Origin of the sequence: Corynebacterium sp. HMSC065D07, from assembly GCF_001810695.1 — a bacterium.
Taxonomy (GTDB): Bacteria; Actinomycetota; Actinomycetes; order Mycobacteriales; family Mycobacteriaceae; genus Corynebacterium; species Corynebacterium hesseae.
Window position 1 is genome coordinate 21741 of the sequence record NZ_KV802472.1, and the last position, 14308, is coordinate 36048.

At 60.9% G+C, this 14308-nt stretch carries 18 protein-coding genes, 1 tRNA gene and 1 pseudogene; 13 read left to right on the forward strand and 7 right to left on the reverse strand.

Going from position 1 to position 14308, the window contains the following annotated elements; all coding sequences use genetic code 11:
• Positions 1-245: 245 nt before the first annotated feature.
• The 3 genes from HMPREF2760_RS10895 to HMPREF2760_RS10905 all read right to left on the reverse strand — a co-directional run bounded on the left by HMPREF2760_RS10895 (position 246) and on the right by HMPREF2760_RS10905 (position 1272).
• A complete protein-coding gene (locus HMPREF2760_RS10895; protein ID WP_005323143.1) occupies positions 246-467 on the reverse strand; it encodes a hypothetical protein in 222 nt (73 codons plus the stop codon).
• Positions 464-775, reverse strand: a complete 312-nt coding sequence (locus tag HMPREF2760_RS10900; protein WP_005323142.1) for an ArsR/SmtB family transcription factor — start codon at positions 773-775, stop codon at positions 464-466. The genes HMPREF2760_RS10895 and HMPREF2760_RS10900 overlap by 4 nt, the downstream gene beginning before the upstream one ends.
• Before the next feature lie 209 nt (positions 776-984).
• Positions 985-1272, reverse strand: a complete 288-nt coding sequence (locus HMPREF2760_RS10905; protein ID WP_232755664.1) for a hypothetical protein — start codon at positions 1270-1272, stop codon at positions 985-987.
• A gap of 150 nt (positions 1273-1422) precedes the next feature.
• On the opposite strand from HMPREF2760_RS10905, the gene HMPREF2760_RS10910 reads away from it, so the two are divergent.
• The 3 genes from HMPREF2760_RS10910 (at position 1423) to HMPREF2760_RS10915 (ending at position 3483) form a co-directional block, all read left to right on the forward strand.
• Positions 1423-2274, forward strand: a complete 852-nt coding sequence (locus HMPREF2760_RS10910; RefSeq protein WP_070524061.1) for an FtsK/SpoIIIE domain-containing protein — start codon at positions 1423-1425, stop codon at positions 2272-2274.
• On the forward strand, positions 2261-2458 hold the full coding sequence (locus HMPREF2760_RS13235; protein ID WP_083304526.1) for a helix-turn-helix domain-containing protein: 198 nt from the start codon (positions 2261-2263) through the stop codon (positions 2456-2458). The genes HMPREF2760_RS10910 and HMPREF2760_RS13235 overlap by 14 nt, the downstream gene beginning before the upstream one ends.
• A gap of 116 nt (positions 2459-2574) precedes the next feature.
• Positions 2575-3483 (forward strand): tyrosine-type recombinase/integrase, encoded by a 909-nt coding sequence (locus HMPREF2760_RS10915; protein WP_158014586.1) that lies wholly within the window; start codon positions 2575-2577, stop codon positions 3481-3483.
• Positions 3484-3565: 82 nt separating this feature from the next.
• Here the strand turns inward: HMPREF2760_RS10915 and HMPREF2760_RS10920 are convergent.
• Together HMPREF2760_RS10920 and HMPREF2760_RS10925 are read right to left on the reverse strand one after the other, a co-directional pair.
• Positions 3566-3642, reverse strand: a tRNA-Pro gene (locus HMPREF2760_RS10920).
• An 81-nt stretch (positions 3643-3723) separates the two neighbouring features.
• Complete coding sequence (locus HMPREF2760_RS10925) at positions 3724-4629, reverse strand: metallophosphoesterase (RefSeq protein WP_070597366.1); 906 nt, start codon at positions 4627-4629, stop codon at positions 3724-3726.
• Between the two features lie 41 nt (positions 4630-4670).
• Here HMPREF2760_RS10925 and HMPREF2760_RS10930 point away from each other — a divergent pair, with 41 nt between their 5' ends.
• A complete protein-coding gene (locus HMPREF2760_RS10930; protein WP_070524066.1) occupies positions 4671-5135 on the forward strand; it encodes a GatB/YqeY domain-containing protein in 465 nt (154 codons plus the stop codon).
• A gap of 4 nt (positions 5136-5139) precedes the next feature.
• Here the strand turns inward: HMPREF2760_RS10930 and HMPREF2760_RS10935 are convergent, their stop codons facing one another.
• Positions 5140-7572, reverse strand: coding sequence for a transglycosylase domain-containing protein (locus tag HMPREF2760_RS10935; protein ID WP_232755666.1), 2433 nt, complete (start codon positions 7570-7572; stop codon positions 5140-5142).
• A 178-nt stretch (positions 7573-7750) separates the two neighbouring features.
• On the opposite strand from HMPREF2760_RS10935, the gene HMPREF2760_RS10940 reads away from it, so the two are divergent.
• From HMPREF2760_RS10940 to HMPREF2760_RS10950, 4 genes are read left to right on the forward strand one after another with little or no spacing between them, the layout of a single operon-like run.
• Positions 7751-8086 (forward strand): WhiB family transcriptional regulator, encoded by a 336-nt coding sequence (locus tag HMPREF2760_RS10940; RefSeq protein WP_180952135.1) that lies wholly within the window; start codon positions 7751-7753, stop codon positions 8084-8086.
• A 13-nt stretch (positions 8087-8099) separates the two neighbouring features.
• Complete coding sequence (locus HMPREF2760_RS12790; protein WP_154737218.1) at positions 8100-8261, forward strand: Sp36 family protein; 162 nt, start codon at positions 8100-8102, stop codon at positions 8259-8261.
• On the forward strand, positions 8261-8719 hold the full coding sequence (locus HMPREF2760_RS10945) for a RidA family protein (protein WP_070524072.1): 459 nt from the start codon (positions 8261-8263) through the stop codon (positions 8717-8719). Before HMPREF2760_RS12790 ends, HMPREF2760_RS10945 begins: the two co-directional genes overlap by 1 nt.
• Before the next feature lie 18 nt (positions 8720-8737).
• Positions 8738-9550, forward strand: a complete 813-nt coding sequence (locus tag HMPREF2760_RS10950) for an MBL fold metallo-hydrolase (RefSeq protein ID WP_070524074.1) — start codon at positions 8738-8740, stop codon at positions 9548-9550.
• 99 nt (positions 9551-9649) lie between these two features.
• Here HMPREF2760_RS10950 and glxR read toward each other — a convergent pair whose 3' ends face one another.
• Positions 9650-10333, reverse strand: a complete 684-nt coding sequence (gene glxR / locus HMPREF2760_RS10955; protein WP_010189962.1) for a CRP-like cAMP-activated global transcriptional regulator GlxR — start codon at positions 10331-10333, stop codon at positions 9650-9652.
• Positions 10334-10633: 300 nt separating this feature from the next.
• On the opposite strand from glxR, the gene nth reads away from it, so the two are divergent.
• The 5 genes and pseudogenes from nth to HMPREF2760_RS10980 form a co-directional block, all read left to right on the forward strand.
• The gene (nth, locus tag HMPREF2760_RS10960; protein ID WP_246823686.1) at positions 10634-11293 is read left to right on the forward strand and encodes an endonuclease III; all 660 of its coding nucleotides are present in this window, start codon (positions 10634-10636) and stop codon (positions 11291-11293) included.
• Between the two features lie 9 nt (positions 11294-11302).
• Entirely contained in the window at positions 11303-11872 is a 570-nt protein-coding gene (locus HMPREF2760_RS10965; protein ID WP_070597368.1) for a TlpA family protein disulfide reductase, read from the forward strand.
• Entirely contained in the window at positions 11869-12546 is a 678-nt protein-coding gene (locus tag HMPREF2760_RS10970; RefSeq protein ID WP_070524077.1) for an NUDIX hydrolase, read from the forward strand. The genes HMPREF2760_RS10965 and HMPREF2760_RS10970 overlap by 4 nt, the downstream gene beginning before the upstream one ends.
• A 36-nt stretch (positions 12547-12582) precedes the next feature.
• On the forward strand, positions 12583-13770 hold the full coding sequence (locus HMPREF2760_RS10975) for a MarP family serine protease (protein ID WP_070524079.1): 1188 nt from the start codon (positions 12583-12585) through the stop codon (positions 13768-13770).
• Between the two features lie 60 nt (positions 13771-13830).
• A pseudogene (locus HMPREF2760_RS10980) lies at positions 13831-14308 on the forward strand (HNH endonuclease); the annotation flags it as partial.

Sequence of the window (14308 nt, forward strand, 5' to 3'; positions counted from 1 at the left end):
GTTCCGTCGGCAGGTGGGCCGGGGCGGTGTCGGAGGTGGGGGCACACCACGTGGTTCGTCCCCAGTCCTAGCCCCTATCCGCGAGAGGGACAGGATAACGCCACGACCGGAGACACACCCCGCCGCCAAAGTCACAAGCAAGTTTATGTTGCTGGAGGTCTACGCGACGTGCTTAGCGCATACGCTGTGACAGCCCATAGCGCGGAGCCAAAACCACCGCGCCCCTTGTTTAAGGAAGAGCCTGATTACTCGGGGATCTCGCTGAGTTGGGCCTCAATCCGATCCAACCGCTCGGTGATGTTGCGTAGATGCTCCACGATGAGTTGGTTGGAACCATCGATCGCCGTCGCCGTTTCGCGTCGTGCGCTGGTGACGGTGCGTACCACCCAGACGGTAAGAGCAACGAAGATCGCGAGTGGTAATGCGGCGGCGAGGATGACAAGAAATACGGTAGCGGTAAGTGTCACGAAGATTCCCTTTTCTGTTCTTGATTAATCAGGTGCCTAATGTGGTCTGGAGTTACTTCAAGCTGAAACGGAGCGACCCAGTAGTGCTTCCTCACTCGGCTCTCTCCGAGCTGTTCCAGGCCACTCTCGATGAGTCCAGCAGCTTCCAAGCGGTTGAGGTGCTGGTAGAGCAGTGGCCGAGACATCCCGAGTCGGCGGGCCAGCTCACTGACATGGGTCGAATCCGTCTCTAGGGAGGCGATAATTCGCAACCGAGGCTCACTTCCAAGAGCACTGAGCATCTGAGCGAGCCGTGCTGCGTCCATCATCCCTCCGTATCGTAATCGAACGATGTCAGGTGTAAGTATATGCTTACAGTCAGCGGTGCGCAAGTTCTGCCGGGTCTGGCGGAGACGCTGCCCGACTTAAGACGTGGCCGGTGTCCCATCACGTCCCCTCTTCACCCTCCCCAAGAAGAAACCCAGCCGCAGCACACACCACAGCTGGGTTCCTTCATGGCTTACAGCGTAGCCAGCAGCTACAGCCGCTCGATGTCTACATCGCCATCGAGAATCCTCGGCTCTACCTCCATGTGGATCCCGCGGTAGGGAAGTAGTGCGCGGATAATGTCGTGGGTGATGTCGATGCCTGGAGATGGTTCGTCCCGCAAAAGGTGGTACAGGCTAGGGCAGTAGTCCACGCCGGGAAACTCGTCCTTTGCTTCGGGAACGCACCCGTCCGGGTCAAAAGTCGTGCAGCGAATGATCAGGTCGTCGTGGACACTATTGGGCAGATTGATGGTGAGTCCTGGTGTGGTGGCAGACATGTCTGCAACCGTGGCCTCGTTTACAGACCGGGTAAGCGCCCTAATCCGGGAAGAACCGTCGAGGATATCGTGGCGTGTAGCGGAGCGATTCGTGATGCGTTACGTGTGGAGGATGTGACTGTTACCCCACGTGGACGTGGTCGAGCGACGGTGACTGCCTTTCTTGAGGACCCGATTCCCGCTGCGTATGAGAATGCTGAGTTTTTTGAGGAACCCGTTGGTAAGAAGCTTCCCATCGGCAGGGACGACCGGGGCGAGGTTTGTTACGTGAATCTCGGACACACGCTGGTTGTGGGGGCTTCGGGGTCTGGAAAAGGATCCTTACTGTGGCGCTATCTGATAAGTGTATTCGATGCCTATGGGTATCTTTCTGGAGGTGCTCAATTCTGGGGAATCGACCCGAAGCGTGCGGAGCTCGCGGGTGTGGTGGACGGAGCATTTGAGCGGGTGGCTTTTGACTTGGCGGATATTGAGTCCTTGCTGCTCGACCTGGTCGCTGAGATGAAGCGACGGCAGGAAACCGGAGAGAGGCAGTTTGAGCAACGGGAAGGACGTCCACTAATCATCCTGGTAGTAGATGAGCTTAACGCCTTGGGGACGATGGGGGACCGCAAATGGCAAAGCTCAGTGAGAGCCTCGATGCAGCAAATTTTGTCGCAGGGGCGGTCGGCCGGGATCTATGTCGTAGCAGCCGCGCAGCAGCCGCAAAAGGAGAATTTAGGGCCGTACAGAGCGCATTTCATGAATCGTATTTGTCTGCGGGTGGAGTCGGCGCAGGAGGTCGATCTGGTGCTCGGAAGTGGGGCGGCTGCCCTAGGGGCTGCGGCTCATGAGATTTCTCCGGCGACGGAGACGAACGGTTACGCGACCGCTGGTGTTGGGTACGTGCGGGCGGATGGTGAACCGGCGCCGGTTCGGTTTCGGGCACCGTACGTCGATGACGACGAGATCGGCATCTGGGCCTGGGAAGTGCAGTCGCTGAAAGAGGATGAAAACGTCTAAGGCGCTATCTAGCTACGGTCCGGTGCTGACCCCCAGTGAGGTCGCGGAAATATTGTCGGTGTCGAGGTCGACGCTCTCGGCCTGGAAGGCTTTGACGAATCCGCCGCTTGAGCCGGTTATTGCGCAGGGACGCGTCGTGCGATATGCACGGGCTGACGTGCGTCGGCTGCTGGAGAGCCGATAGTTATGGCTCGGCAACGAGGAAGTCGTTGGCCGGGGCTCGTCAAAATTCGAGGTCAGCAGGTGTCGCGGACGTTCGCGACTGAGGCTGAGGCCAAAGCCTGGGAAGATCGGGAGCGGTTGAAGTACGCCGATTCCACGTTCTCCGCGAGGCTTGGCAGGGTCTCGGTGCAGACGGCGGCGGATGTGTGGCTCGAAGTTCGAAAGGACGACGTGGCGGCTTCTACGTATGCGACGGACTCTGTGGTCATCGGCATTCTTCCATCGGGACTCCTCAAACGGCAGATTCGGGGAATTAAGCCCCAAGATTTACAACTGCTGGTGGATTCGTGGCGTGCAGAGAAGTCGGCGGCGACGGTGCGACGTTATTGCGACTGCCTGTGCGCCTTCTTTAAGTGGTCGGCACGACGCGGCTATGTGGTGAGTGACCCCATGAAGGCTGTAGAAATCCCACGCCGGAAGAAGACTATGCACGCCATTAGCCCACTGACTGAAGGCCAGATTGAAGCAATGGCTAAAGGTCTGAGGGACTTTGATGCTGCTGTCGTACGAGTATTGGCTTATAGCGGGGTGCGCTGGGGAGAAGCTCGTGCGCTCCGTGTTGCGGATGTGCAGCTTACGTCTAATCCACCGCATATCCAGGTGAAAAGGTCACAGCCTGAAGGGAAACCTGAAAAGGCTCCTAAATCGGGCCGCATGCGAGTGGTCCCGCTAGCGAAGGTACTTGTCCCTGTCGTGGAAGAGCTCTCACGAGGCAAGACTGGTGATGACTATCTGCTCTCGCGGAACGGTAAAAGCCAGATTTGGCGTGGGCGATTTACTCGCTCGACAAAGTGGGAAGAAATTTCTGGAGGGCGCACGATTCACGATCTCCGGCATAGCGCCGCATGCAACTGGTTACGGCGGGGAGTCCCGGTGAATGTGGTCCAATCGTGGCTTGGCCATGCGGACTTGGAAACAACAGCAATCTATACGACGTATCTGGGTATGGGGATTGACCTTGCGGCGTATGAACGAATGAACGGGTGACAAAGCGGTGACAAACAAAGCACAAAAGAAACGGGCCGAATCACTGCATTTGAAGTAAGTGCAGGTCATCGACCCGTTGAGGTGGTCGGGATAACAGGATTTGAACCTGCGACCTCTTCGTCCCGAACGAAGCGCGCTACCAAGCTGCGCCATATCCCGGTGTCTCGCTCTAAGCGGTACCGGATTACTGTAACGCACCCCGGTCTGAAAGGACAAAACGGCAGCGTGGAGGGGGTATCCCTAGGCGGTCTTCTCAGTGATACGCAGGAGCGTGGCCGACGGGCGGCAGAAGACTCGGAAGGGAACGAACTTCGAGGTACCCAACCCGTTGGAGACATGCATGTACATCTCTCCGAACCGGTGCAGGCCCTGGGCGCGGACGCGGTCGATGCCGCAGTTGGTCACGATGGAGCGCGAGCCCAACACCTTAAACGGCAGGCACAACTGGCCGCCGTGCGTGTGTCCAGACAAGGACAGCTGGTAGCCGTCGGCGGCGAACTTCTCCAAGACGCGGGGTTCCGGGGAATGCAGGAGCGCCAAGGAAAGGTCGGCATCCTCGTTCGGGGCGCCGGCGATTTCCGAGTAGTCATCCAGATCATGGTGTGGGTCGTCCACACCGGCGGCAGCCAGGCGAACATCGCCCACCTTGAATTCCACGCGAGCCTGGTTGGCATCGTGCCAGCCGTGCTCAAGGAAGGCCGCGCGCATGCCCTTCCACGGCAGGTTCACATAAGAGGGCTCGTTCTTCTTCCCAATCAGGTAGTTGAAGGGATTCGGGATGCGCGGCGCCCAGTAATCATTGGTGCCAAAGCAGAACATCCCCGGGCGGCTCAGCAGCGGGCCAAGCGCGCGGAGGACCTCGGGGACGCCGCGCTCGTCGGAAAGATTGTCACCGGTGTTGATCACCAGGTGCGGGTCGAGGGCTTCGAGGCCTGAGACCCACTCGATTTTGGCGCGCTGGCCCGGAATCATGTGGAGGTCGGACACGTGCAGGATGCGGAACTCGGACTCCTCGCGCAGCGTGCCGGGCTCCAGCAGCGGCAGGGTGTACTCCTTGAGCTCGAACTTGGTGAGCTCTGAGTGCGCCCATGCGGCGGTGCCCAGGCCGGCGGCGGCGAGTCCGCCAAGGACAGGGAAAATCTTCACCCTCACCACACTACCTGGCCGGCTGGCGTAGATTGAAGGGCATGAGTGAGTTGAAAGAAACTATCCGCGCTGACCTTAAGACCTCGATGAAGGCCAAGGATAAGGCCCGTACGAGCGCCATCCGTTCTCTGCTGTCTGCCATCCAGGCGGAGGAAACTTCCGGTTCTCGCCACGAGATCACCGATGAGGACATCCTCAAGGTCATCGCTCGTGAGATTAAAAAGCGCCGCGAGTCCGCAGAGGTTTACGCGGAGAATGGCCGCCCGGAGTTGGCGGAGGCGGAGCTTGCCGACGTCCCCTTCTTCGAGGCCTACCAGCCGGAGCAGCTTGACGACGACTCCCTGAACGCCCTCGTTAAAGAATCCATCGCCGAGGTTGAGAAGGACTCCGGTGAGCCGGCGACCATCAAGCAGATGGGTAACGTCATGAAGGTGGCCACCGCCAAGGCTGCCGGACGCGCGGACGGCAAGCGCCTGTCCACTGCAGTGAAGGCTGCCCTCAACTAAAGCGCTAAAGCCCGAAGAAGCTCCGCACGTCATTCGTGAAGCGGTCAACATCTTCTTGAGTGAATAGTGGCTCGGACTGGCCGCCTCCCGGCTCGCCGCCGCTCGGTGCGGACGGAGAGCCCGAGTTGGAGTCCCAGACTATGGGGTTCGTGCTCGCAGAATCAGAAGAATCGCTCGCGGAGCCGTCGGAAAGCTGGAGCGTGACCTCCGCGCCCTTCTTCGCGCCGGATGGACCGGTGATGACGCGAACTACCTTGCCATAGCCCACGCCGGGCGCGGGGACCTCGGCGGTCCTGACTTTGTATCCGGCTTTCTCCAGCGCGGAACGGGCTTGGCTTTCGGACTTGCCCTTCACGCCGTCGATAAGCGGCGAAACCTTGCCGGAGTCGTAGGCCCGGTCATAATCGGGCACCGTGCCCTTCTGCGCCTCGGGTACGCGCGCGGCCATTGTGTAGAACGTCGCCGCCGGCTCCTTGCCACCGAAGAGGTTGCCGCTGGAGCACTGGCGTACCGGGCCGGTGCACAGCGGGCTCGTGGTGGTCCCGTCGTTGTAGATGTACGGTGCGGCAGCGACTGCCGAGTTGAATCCAAGGAAAGCCGAGGACTGGTTGGACTCGGTGGTACCGGTCTTGGCGGCGGCCTGGCCACTGAAGCCGGCAGCGCGTGCAGAGTCGGAGGCGGTGCCCTTTTCGGTATCGGCGGTCATGTTGTTTTCCAGCGCCTTCGCCACTTCCTTGTCCACTGCGCGTTCGCACGGCGTGTGTTTGAGGTAGACCTCGTTGCCGTGGGAGTCCGTGACTTCCTCGATGGGGTTGGGCTCGCACCACATGCCTTGCGACGCCACCGTCGCGCCCACGTTAGACAGCTCCAGTGCATTCACTGCTGTCGGGCCGAGCGTGAAGGAGCCGAGATTGGATTCCTTAATGTGGTCGGCGATGGAGGACTCGCCGTCGTAGCTGCCGGGTTCTTCATAAGAACGCAGGCCGAGCTTGACGGCGATGTCGACCAGGCGCTCGACGCCAAGTTGCTCGGTGAGCTGGATGAAGGGGGTGTTGGGGGAGTAGGCCAGTGTGTCCTGCATGGTCATCGTGGAGGCGTAGTTGCCGGAGTTTTCCACGCAGTACTTGTTGGGCGGGCAGTTAGCTGCGCCGCCGTATCCCAGGCCTTCCGCTTCGTAGCGATTGGGCACGGCCAGCTTGTCCTTGATGCCGTAGCCCGCCTCCAGGGCGGCCGCGGCGGTAAAGAGTTTGAACACGGAGCCTGCGCCGTTGCCCACCAAAGAATTGGGCTGGGGCAGAAGGGTTTCATTGTTGTTCAGGTCGAGCCCATAGGTGCGCGACGACACCATGGCTAGGACCTTGCGGGAATCGGTGCCCGGCTTGATAACGTTCATGACCTCCGCCACGCCCGCCGCATCCGGGGCGGTGTTGCTTCGCACTGCGTTGAGCGCTTGGTCTTGGACGTCGGGGTCAAGCGTGGTCTTAACGGTCAGACCGCCACGCGCAAGGTGCTCGCGGTCGATGCCTTTTTCGTTGAGGTATTCCAGCACATAGTCGCAGAAGAAGCCGCGATCGCCCGCGCCGATGCAGCCGTTAGCCAAGGTTGCAGGGCTGTCCAACACGCCGAGCGGCTGCTGGGAAAAGGCGTCGGCGTCCTCCTGGGAAAGGGAGCCGTTGTCAACCATGGCTTGGAGCACCACGTTGCGGCGCTCAGTTACGCCTTCCTCGTTGGTATAGGGGTTGAGGTATTCCGAGGATTGCACCATGCCGGCGAGCATCGCAGCCTGCGGCACGGTGAGGTGCGCGGCATCGGTTCCGAAGTAGGTGCGGCTAGCGGCCTCAACGCCGAAGGAGTGGTTTCCAAAGGGGACGAGGTTGAGATAGTTGGTGAGGATCTCATCCTTGGAGAGCCGGGCATCGATGTCCGTAGCCATGCGCATTTCGCGCAGCTTACGGGCCACGGATTGTTCGGTCGCGGCCTGACGTTCTTCGTCGGTAGTCGCGTTGACCAAAAGGAGGTAATTCTTTACGTACTGCTGGTCAAGCGTGGATGCGCCCTGGGAGACACCGCCCGCAACCAGGTTGGTCCACAACGCACGGACATTGCCCTGCAAGTCGACGCCCTCGTGCTCATAGAAACGGCGGTCCTCGATAGCCACCACTGCCTTCTTCATGGCGTCCGAGATCTCATCCGGTTTCACTGGATGGCGGCGCTGCTCATAGATATACGCAAGGGGGTTGCCCTTGGCATCCAAGATGGTGCTCACGCCGGGGGTATCACCGTTGGTGAGATCCTGGACGTCTGATTGCATCGTCTCATTGGTCCTGGCCACGGCGACACCGCTGACGCCAGCGACGGGGGCGATGGCCAGCGCGATGAGGATGCCGACCAGTGCTGTGGACAGGACGAGCTTTCCCAGGGATTTGATCACAGTCACCCTCCACACACTAGTGGTTTAGGAGGATATCCGGGAGACCCCCCTAAAGTGTGACCTGTTAGACAGGTATACCGGTCTGTGAATAGACTTACCAAGGGTACATAATATTCCGTCGGGTAGAGGGTTATTCATGATCTTTGAGCTCGACGGGGGTGAGCTTGGAAGGAGTTACCTAGCCATGGCAGTCAGTGTCAAAGGTGCAGGACGGTCCGCAATGGTAAAGAATGCCTCGTTAACCACAGAGCGTGGTGAGTGGGTTACCCAAGCTAAGTGCCGCAACGGTGATCCTGATGCACTCTTTGTACGAGGAGCTGAGCAGCGTAAAGCTGCAGTAATCTGCCGCCATTGCCCGGTGCTCAATGAGTGCCGCGCGGATGCGCTTGATAATCGCGTGGAGTTCGGCGTGTGGGGCGGCCTCACGGAGCGTCAGCGCCGCGCCCTTCTGCGCAAGAACCCGCACATCACGAGCTGGGCCCATTACCTCGCTGAGGGTGGCGAACTCATCGGTATTTAGTAGCATTGAGCCCATGACTAAATGGGAATATGCCACTGCGCCGGTTCTTACGCACGCGACGAAACAAATCCTCGATTCCTGGGGTGAGGACGGCTGGGAGCTCGTCACCATCACCCCGGGTATGAACCCGGAGAATGTTGTCGCCTATTTCAAGCGTCCTGTGGAGGAGTCCTAATGGGTGCGCTTGCCCGCCTTGAAGAGCTCGGCGTCGAGCTGCCTTCTGTCGCTGTCCCCCTCGCGTCCTATATCCCAGCTACCCGCGCGGGAAACCAGGTGTGGACCTCTGGCCAGCTGCCCGTTGTGGGCGGTGAATTGCCGGCTTCCGGCAAGGTCGGCGCAGAGGTTAGCCTAGAAAAGGCGCAAGAATTGGCACGCGTGGCCGTGCTGAACGCTTTGGCTGCAATCGATGGTCTCGTAGGCCTTGACCACGTAACCCGCGTGGTGAAGGTGGTTGGATTCGTGGCTTCGGACCCCTCCTTTACTGAGCAAGCTGCGGTCATCAATGGTGCTTCCGACTTCTTGGGTGAGGTCTTCGGAGACGCCGGAATCCACGCGCGTTCCGCGGTGGGGGTAGCGGTCCTACCGAAAGATTCCCCCGTTGAGATCGAAGTCATCGTAGAAATCGCTGAGTAATCGGATAGGGTTAGAACCATGGAGCATCCTGCATATAGCCAACTGCGTCCCGTGAGCCAGTCCGTCGGTGTCGTGCTGTGCGATAATCCCAGTTACACCGCTTTGGAGGGCACCAATACGTGGATCATCCGCGCTGGGGAAGATTCCCGCGCCATTGTGGTTGATCCGGGCCCGGAGGATGAAGGTCATCTCAACGTCGTGACCGCGAAGGCGGGCGAGGTTGCGCTGATCCTTCTTACCCACCGCCACGATGATCACGCATCAGGCGCCCAGCGCCTGCGTCAGCTCACCGGCGCTCCCATCCGCTCTTTCGATCCGAATTACTGCAATGGAGGCGACGCGCTTGTCGACGGAGAAGTGATCACCGTCGACGGCATCACCCCGCAGCTTGAGGTCGTTCACACCCCGGGGCACACCGCAGATTCCACCTGTTTCTTTGTGTGGTCCGCGGAAGCGAAGAACTCCACCCTGGAGGGCATCCTGACCGGTGACACCATCGCAGGTCGCCACACCGTGCTGTTGTCTGAGACGGATGGCGACTTGGCTGATTACCTGAAGACCCTGGATCTTCTGGAAGAACGCGGCAAGGATGTGGCGCTCTTCCCGGGCCACGGCCCGGACTTGGAGGACACCTCCGCGGTTGCCCGCAAGTACATTGACCGCCGTCACCACCGCCTGGACCAGATCAAGGAAGTCCGTGGGCGCTTGGGTGAGGACGTCGACGTCAAGACTCTCGTTGATGAGATGTATGACGATGTCGATCCGGTCCTGCGTCACGCAGCTGAGCAGTCGACGCGCACCGCGCTGAAGTACCTCGCGGCTCAGAACTAAAGCACTACATAGGAAAATCCCCCGAGAAATTCTCGGGGGATTTTGCGTTAGGACAAGCCTCAGGCCGAGGACCGCACAGGCGGGCTCGGCCTTTAAGGCCTAGCGTGCGCGGCGGGCCAAGTGCTCGGTATCGACGATGAGCACCGACTTGCCCTCCAAGCGGATCCAGCCGCGGTGAGCGAAGGTAGCCAGAGCCTTGTTCACGGTCTCACGGGAAGCGCCGACGAGCTGGGCGATCTCTTCCTGGGTGAGGTCGTGGTTCACGCGCAGCGCGCCGCCCTCCTGCACACCGAAGCGGTTAGCCAGCTGCAGCAGGGTCTTGGCCACGCGGCCTGGCACGTCGGTGAAGATGAGGTCCGCCAGGTTGGCGTTGGTGCGGCGCAGACGGCGCGCCAGCACGCGCAGCAGCTGCTGGGCAATCGCCGGGTGATCGGCAACCCACTGCTTGAGCATCTCAGAGTTCATCGTGGCTGCGGTGACCTCGGTGACGCACACTGCGGAAGAGGTACGCGGGCCCGGATCGAAGATGGAGAGCTCACCGAACATGTCGGACGGGCCCATCACGGTCAGCAGGTTCTCGCGGCCATCCGGGGCGTGGCGGGCGAGCTTAATCTTGCCCGAGGTGATGATGTAGAGGCGGTCTCCCGGCTCACCTTCCTCGAAAATGGTGGTGCCGCGCGGGAAACGGACGGTTTCCATCTGCTCAATAAGGTTCTGTACTGCTACCGGATCGACGCCCTGGAAAATGCCAGCGCGGGAGAGAATGTCCTGTACGCCTTCCACTGTTACTCCTTAAAGCCTGCGCAGCCCGGAAAACACTGGGACACAAGCTGGTTTGGTTTGATTTGACGCACCTAGTCTCCAGTGCGCCACGAGGCACTGCACAATATCATACAGTGTAATTAGTCACTATTTCCACCAACGTGAAAAATAATCACACGCCTTGAATGGGCTATTTAGTTTTCGAAGGCCGTCGCCTCAAGTTTCTCCATGAGGATGGCAAACAGCGCGAGGCACAGCGGCACAAAGATGACGAGCGAAATCATGCTTCCCATTCTAGCCGCCGTCACTAAGATCTCTTTTATGTCCCCTGACCTTCCCGTGCACCACGATGACGCTGACGAGGCCGCTCGCATCGTTCATATTCGTACCGCCTTGGCGGATGAATACCCCGACGCCGATTGCGAGCTAGATTTCACCACGCCGCTCGAGCTACTTATTGCTACGGTGCTCTCCGCACAGTGCACGGATGCCCGCGTCAACCAGGTCACCCCGGAGCTCTTTGCTACCTATACCTCCGCGCCGGACTATGCGGCCGCGAACCGCGCTGACCTCGAGCGCATCCTCCGCCCGCTCGGATTCCAACGCACGAAGGCCGGCCACCTGTTAGGCATCGGAGAAAAGCTCGTCGCGGACTTCGATGGGCAGGTGCCCCGCGGCATCGACGAGCTCACCTCCCTGCCCGGCGTCGGGCGCAAGACCGCGCTGGTGGTGCGCGGCAATGCCTTCGGCCTGCCGGGGATCACGGTGGATACCCACGTCACGCGCCTGAGCCGGCGTCTTGGATTGACCGAGGCGAAGACCCCGAGGGCGATTGAGAAGGACGTCGCTAAGCGCGTGCCCGAAGCTGAACAAACCGTGTTTTCGCACCGCCTCATTCTCCATGGACGGCGCGTGTGCACCGCGCGGAAGCCGCAGTGCGCGGCCTGCGTCCTCGCCCCATGGTGCCCCTCGCGAGGTTAAGGTGGAGCAATGAGCCAATATTCTCGGTGGCCCGGATACGTGAAGGCGAGCATCGCTGCCATTATCGCGCTGGCGGCGCTCGCATTCGTCGGCGTGGTGAACCTGCTTGAGAATGATGAACCGGAGGTCGCCCTCCCCGAGGCACAGGAGCAAGAGGTGGCCAAGCGCCCCAAATGCCCCGAGGGACCGCTTGCGGGTGTGGACCTTCCGTGCTTGGGTGCGGCCGGTACTGCGGCGGCCAAGAACGTCCAGATCGTCACTGTGTGGGCGTGGTGGTGCGAACCGTGCCGCACGGAGCTGCCCTTCTTCGAAGACCTTGCGCGAGCGCACCCGACGTGGAATGTCGTTGGCGTGCATGCGGATGCGAACGCTGCCAACGGGGCCGCTCTTCTCAGCGATCTGCAGGTTGATATCCCCAGCTACCAAGACGATGACGGCGCCTTCGCAGGTGAGCTCGGGTTGCCGGGCGTTATCCCCATCACCCTGGTGGTGCGCGATGGCACGGTGGAGGAGAAGTTTGTGAAGCCGTTCGACTCCGCAGAAGATTTGGAGGAGGCCGTCGAGGAGGTTCTCAAGTGAGCCGCCTCTTTCCTGCTCATGCCCCGGAGTGGCTGCGCCCGGCGCTCGGGGTTGATACAGACAAGGTCCAAGAACGTCTCATTCGGCATGTCCCGGCCGCTAAGCGCCGGCGTGAATCGGCAGTGTTGGTGCTGCTGAAGGGCACCAGTTTTGAGGATGGTGAGGTGCTGCTCACGCACCGCTCGCCGTCGATGCGCTCGCACTCCGGCCAAATTGCCTTTCCCGGCGGGCGTAGGGAGGAGGGGGACGCCTCGCTTGTCGACGTCGCCCTGCGCGAAGCCGAGGAAGAAACCGGCCTCGACCGCTCCACGGTCACCCCTCTTGAGCAGTGGGGCAAGCTGGACATCCGGGCTACCGGCAACACCGTGAGCCCGGTCCTGGCGTATTGGCATGAACCGGGCACCGTGTGGCCGGCGAGCCCGGCGGAGACCGATGATGTCTTCACCGTCCCGCTGCGCGAGCTGGCGGATCCGGCCAACCGCATGATGGTGGGGTTTAGCCGCTGGAAGGGGCCGGCCTTCCGGGCACGGGGATACGTGGTGTGGGGGTTTACCGCGGGAGTGCTCTCCGGGCTGATGGACCATGCGGGCTGGAGCGTGGAATGGGATAAGAATATGGTTCATGATCTGCGTGACTCACTCAATCGCTCTTTGAATAATGAGAAGATAGGCTAGTTTCTGCCCTTTAGCCCTTAAGAAAGTAATTCCTCTGTGTCCCTAGCTGTTGACATCCTTATCGTTATTGCCGTGCTCCTCGCCGTGCGCGTGGGCTGGCGGCAGGGCGCTTTAGCGGCGGTCCTCGCAGCGGTGGGAATCATTGCGGGGTTGGTCTTAGGAACCGTGGTTGCCCCGCTGGTGATGGGGCTGACGGACCAGGCGGCCGTGCGCTTTTTGCTGGCTGTCGGCGTGCTGATTTTGCTGGTGGGGCTGGGGCAGCTGGTGGGGACGTCGCTTGGCATGGCTCTGCGGGACCGCATGCGAACCCGCTCGGGGCAGCGCGTGGATTCGTCGATTGGCGCGGTCTTCCAAGCCGCGGCGGCCATCGTGGTGATTTGGCTGGTGTCCTTGCCCTTGGCCTCCAACCTGGGCGGCCAGCCGGGGCAGGCGCTGCGTGAATCGCGTGTGCTGAGCTCGCTGAATGCGGTGGCGCCTTCGCGCCTGGCGGCGCTGCCGAATGGCTTGGCTGCGCTCCTCAACGAGTCCGGGTTGCCGCCGTTGGTATCGCCCTGGCAGCGATCTGGCGCCGATGTCGAGGTGGATGCGCCGGCGGTAAACATTGGGGATCCCAAACTTGCAGAACGCGTGCGGCCTTCCGTCATTCACGTGCTGGGTGATGCTGAGGCATGCTCGCGCCGCCTCATGGGCTCGGGCTTTGTGACGGAGCCGGACTACGTCATCACGAACGCCCACGTTGTGGCGGGCACGGATAAGGTTCGCCTGGATACGGTCCTTGGCCTCAAGGAAGCGGACGTGGTGTATTACAACTCGGACGTAGACATTGCTGTGCTGCATAGCCCGGGCCTGGGATTGGATCCTTTGCCGTGGGCGGAACAAGCGGCTGCTACCGGGGACGATGCCATCGTCTTGGGCTTCCCGCAGTCGGGGCCGTTTACTGCGGAGCCGGCGCGCGTGCGGGATCGCCTGACCATTGCTGGTCCGGATATCTACTCCACGGGCCGCGTGGAGCGCGATGCCTACACGGTGCGCGGTAGCATCCGGCAGGGCAATTCCGGCGGTCCGATGATCAACCCGGAGGGTCAGGTACTGGGCGTTGTGTTTGGTGCCTCCGTTGAGGATTCCGATACGGGCTATGCGCTTACCGCGGACGAGGTGCGCGGCCACGTGGGTGACGTCACGCAGCTTGTCGACGCCACCCCAACCGGCTCCTGCGTAGGCTAAGACCAGGTAGTTTCTTCTTCCGGTTGCGGGGCCTACGGTGCTGTTTTAGTCTCTGTGCTCATGGGGGATATCGAAACCTACATCCGCCTTCGCAATTCGGGGATTGCGCTGGTGGAAAACATTCCTGGCTCACCCGACGAGCTCCGCGCACTCGGCGCTTCTGCTTCCGATGCCGCCGAGCTTGCAAACCTTAACCAGGTGTACTTCGGCCCCACCCGCTTCAGAGGCAAACAACGCAAAGCCCGGACCGCAGCACTTCAACAACGCCACAGCCTCGGCACCCTCACACTCATCGAGTCCTACACCGCGAAGGTGAAGAAAACCCTCGACGCCTGGAACCTGCGAATCAAACTCGCAGGAACACCCGCACACCGCATCCCCACCGTCGCCGCCACACGACTGAAAGAACTCCGCTCCAAACGCATAGCCAAACCAGGCGTGCGCATCACCTACCGCGCACAAGGCCCCAACACCCTTTCCATAACTGACGATGCCACCACGATCGCCAACATGCGCGGCGTCTTAGAATCCACCAACA

Coding starts and splice junctions, on each gene's coding strand:
- HMPREF2760_RS10905 (WP_232755664.1), bottom strand. CDS start 1,272: ATGTCTGCCACCACACCAGGACTCACCATCAATCTGCCCAATAGTGTC.
- nth (WP_246823686.1), top strand. CDS start 10,634: ATGTCCCCTGACCTTCCCGTGCACCACGATGACGCTGACGAGGCCGCT.
- HMPREF2760_RS10940 (WP_180952135.1), top strand. CDS start 7,751: ATGGCAGTCAGTGTCAAAGGTGCAGGACGGTCCGCAATGGTAAAGAAT.
- HMPREF2760_RS13235 (WP_083304526.1), top strand. CDS start 2,261: ATGAAAACGTCTAAGGCGCTATCTAGCTACGGTCCGGTGCTGACCCCC.
- HMPREF2760_RS10900 (WP_005323142.1), bottom strand. CDS start 775: ATGATGGACGCAGCACGGCTCGCTCAGATGCTCAGTGCTCTTGGAAGT.
- HMPREF2760_RS12790 (WP_154737218.1), top strand. CDS start 8,100: ATGACTAAATGGGAATATGCCACTGCGCCGGTTCTTACGCACGCGACG.
- HMPREF2760_RS10945 (WP_070524072.1), top strand. CDS start 8,261: ATGGGTGCGCTTGCCCGCCTTGAAGAGCTCGGCGTCGAGCTGCCTTCT.
- HMPREF2760_RS10965 (WP_070597368.1), top strand. CDS start 11,303: ATGAGCCAATATTCTCGGTGGCCCGGATACGTGAAGGCGAGCATCGCT.
- HMPREF2760_RS10950 (WP_070524074.1), top strand. CDS start 8,738: ATGGAGCATCCTGCATATAGCCAACTGCGTCCCGTGAGCCAGTCCGTC.
- HMPREF2760_RS10930 (WP_070524066.1), top strand. CDS start 4,671: ATGAGTGAGTTGAAAGAAACTATCCGCGCTGACCTTAAGACCTCGATG.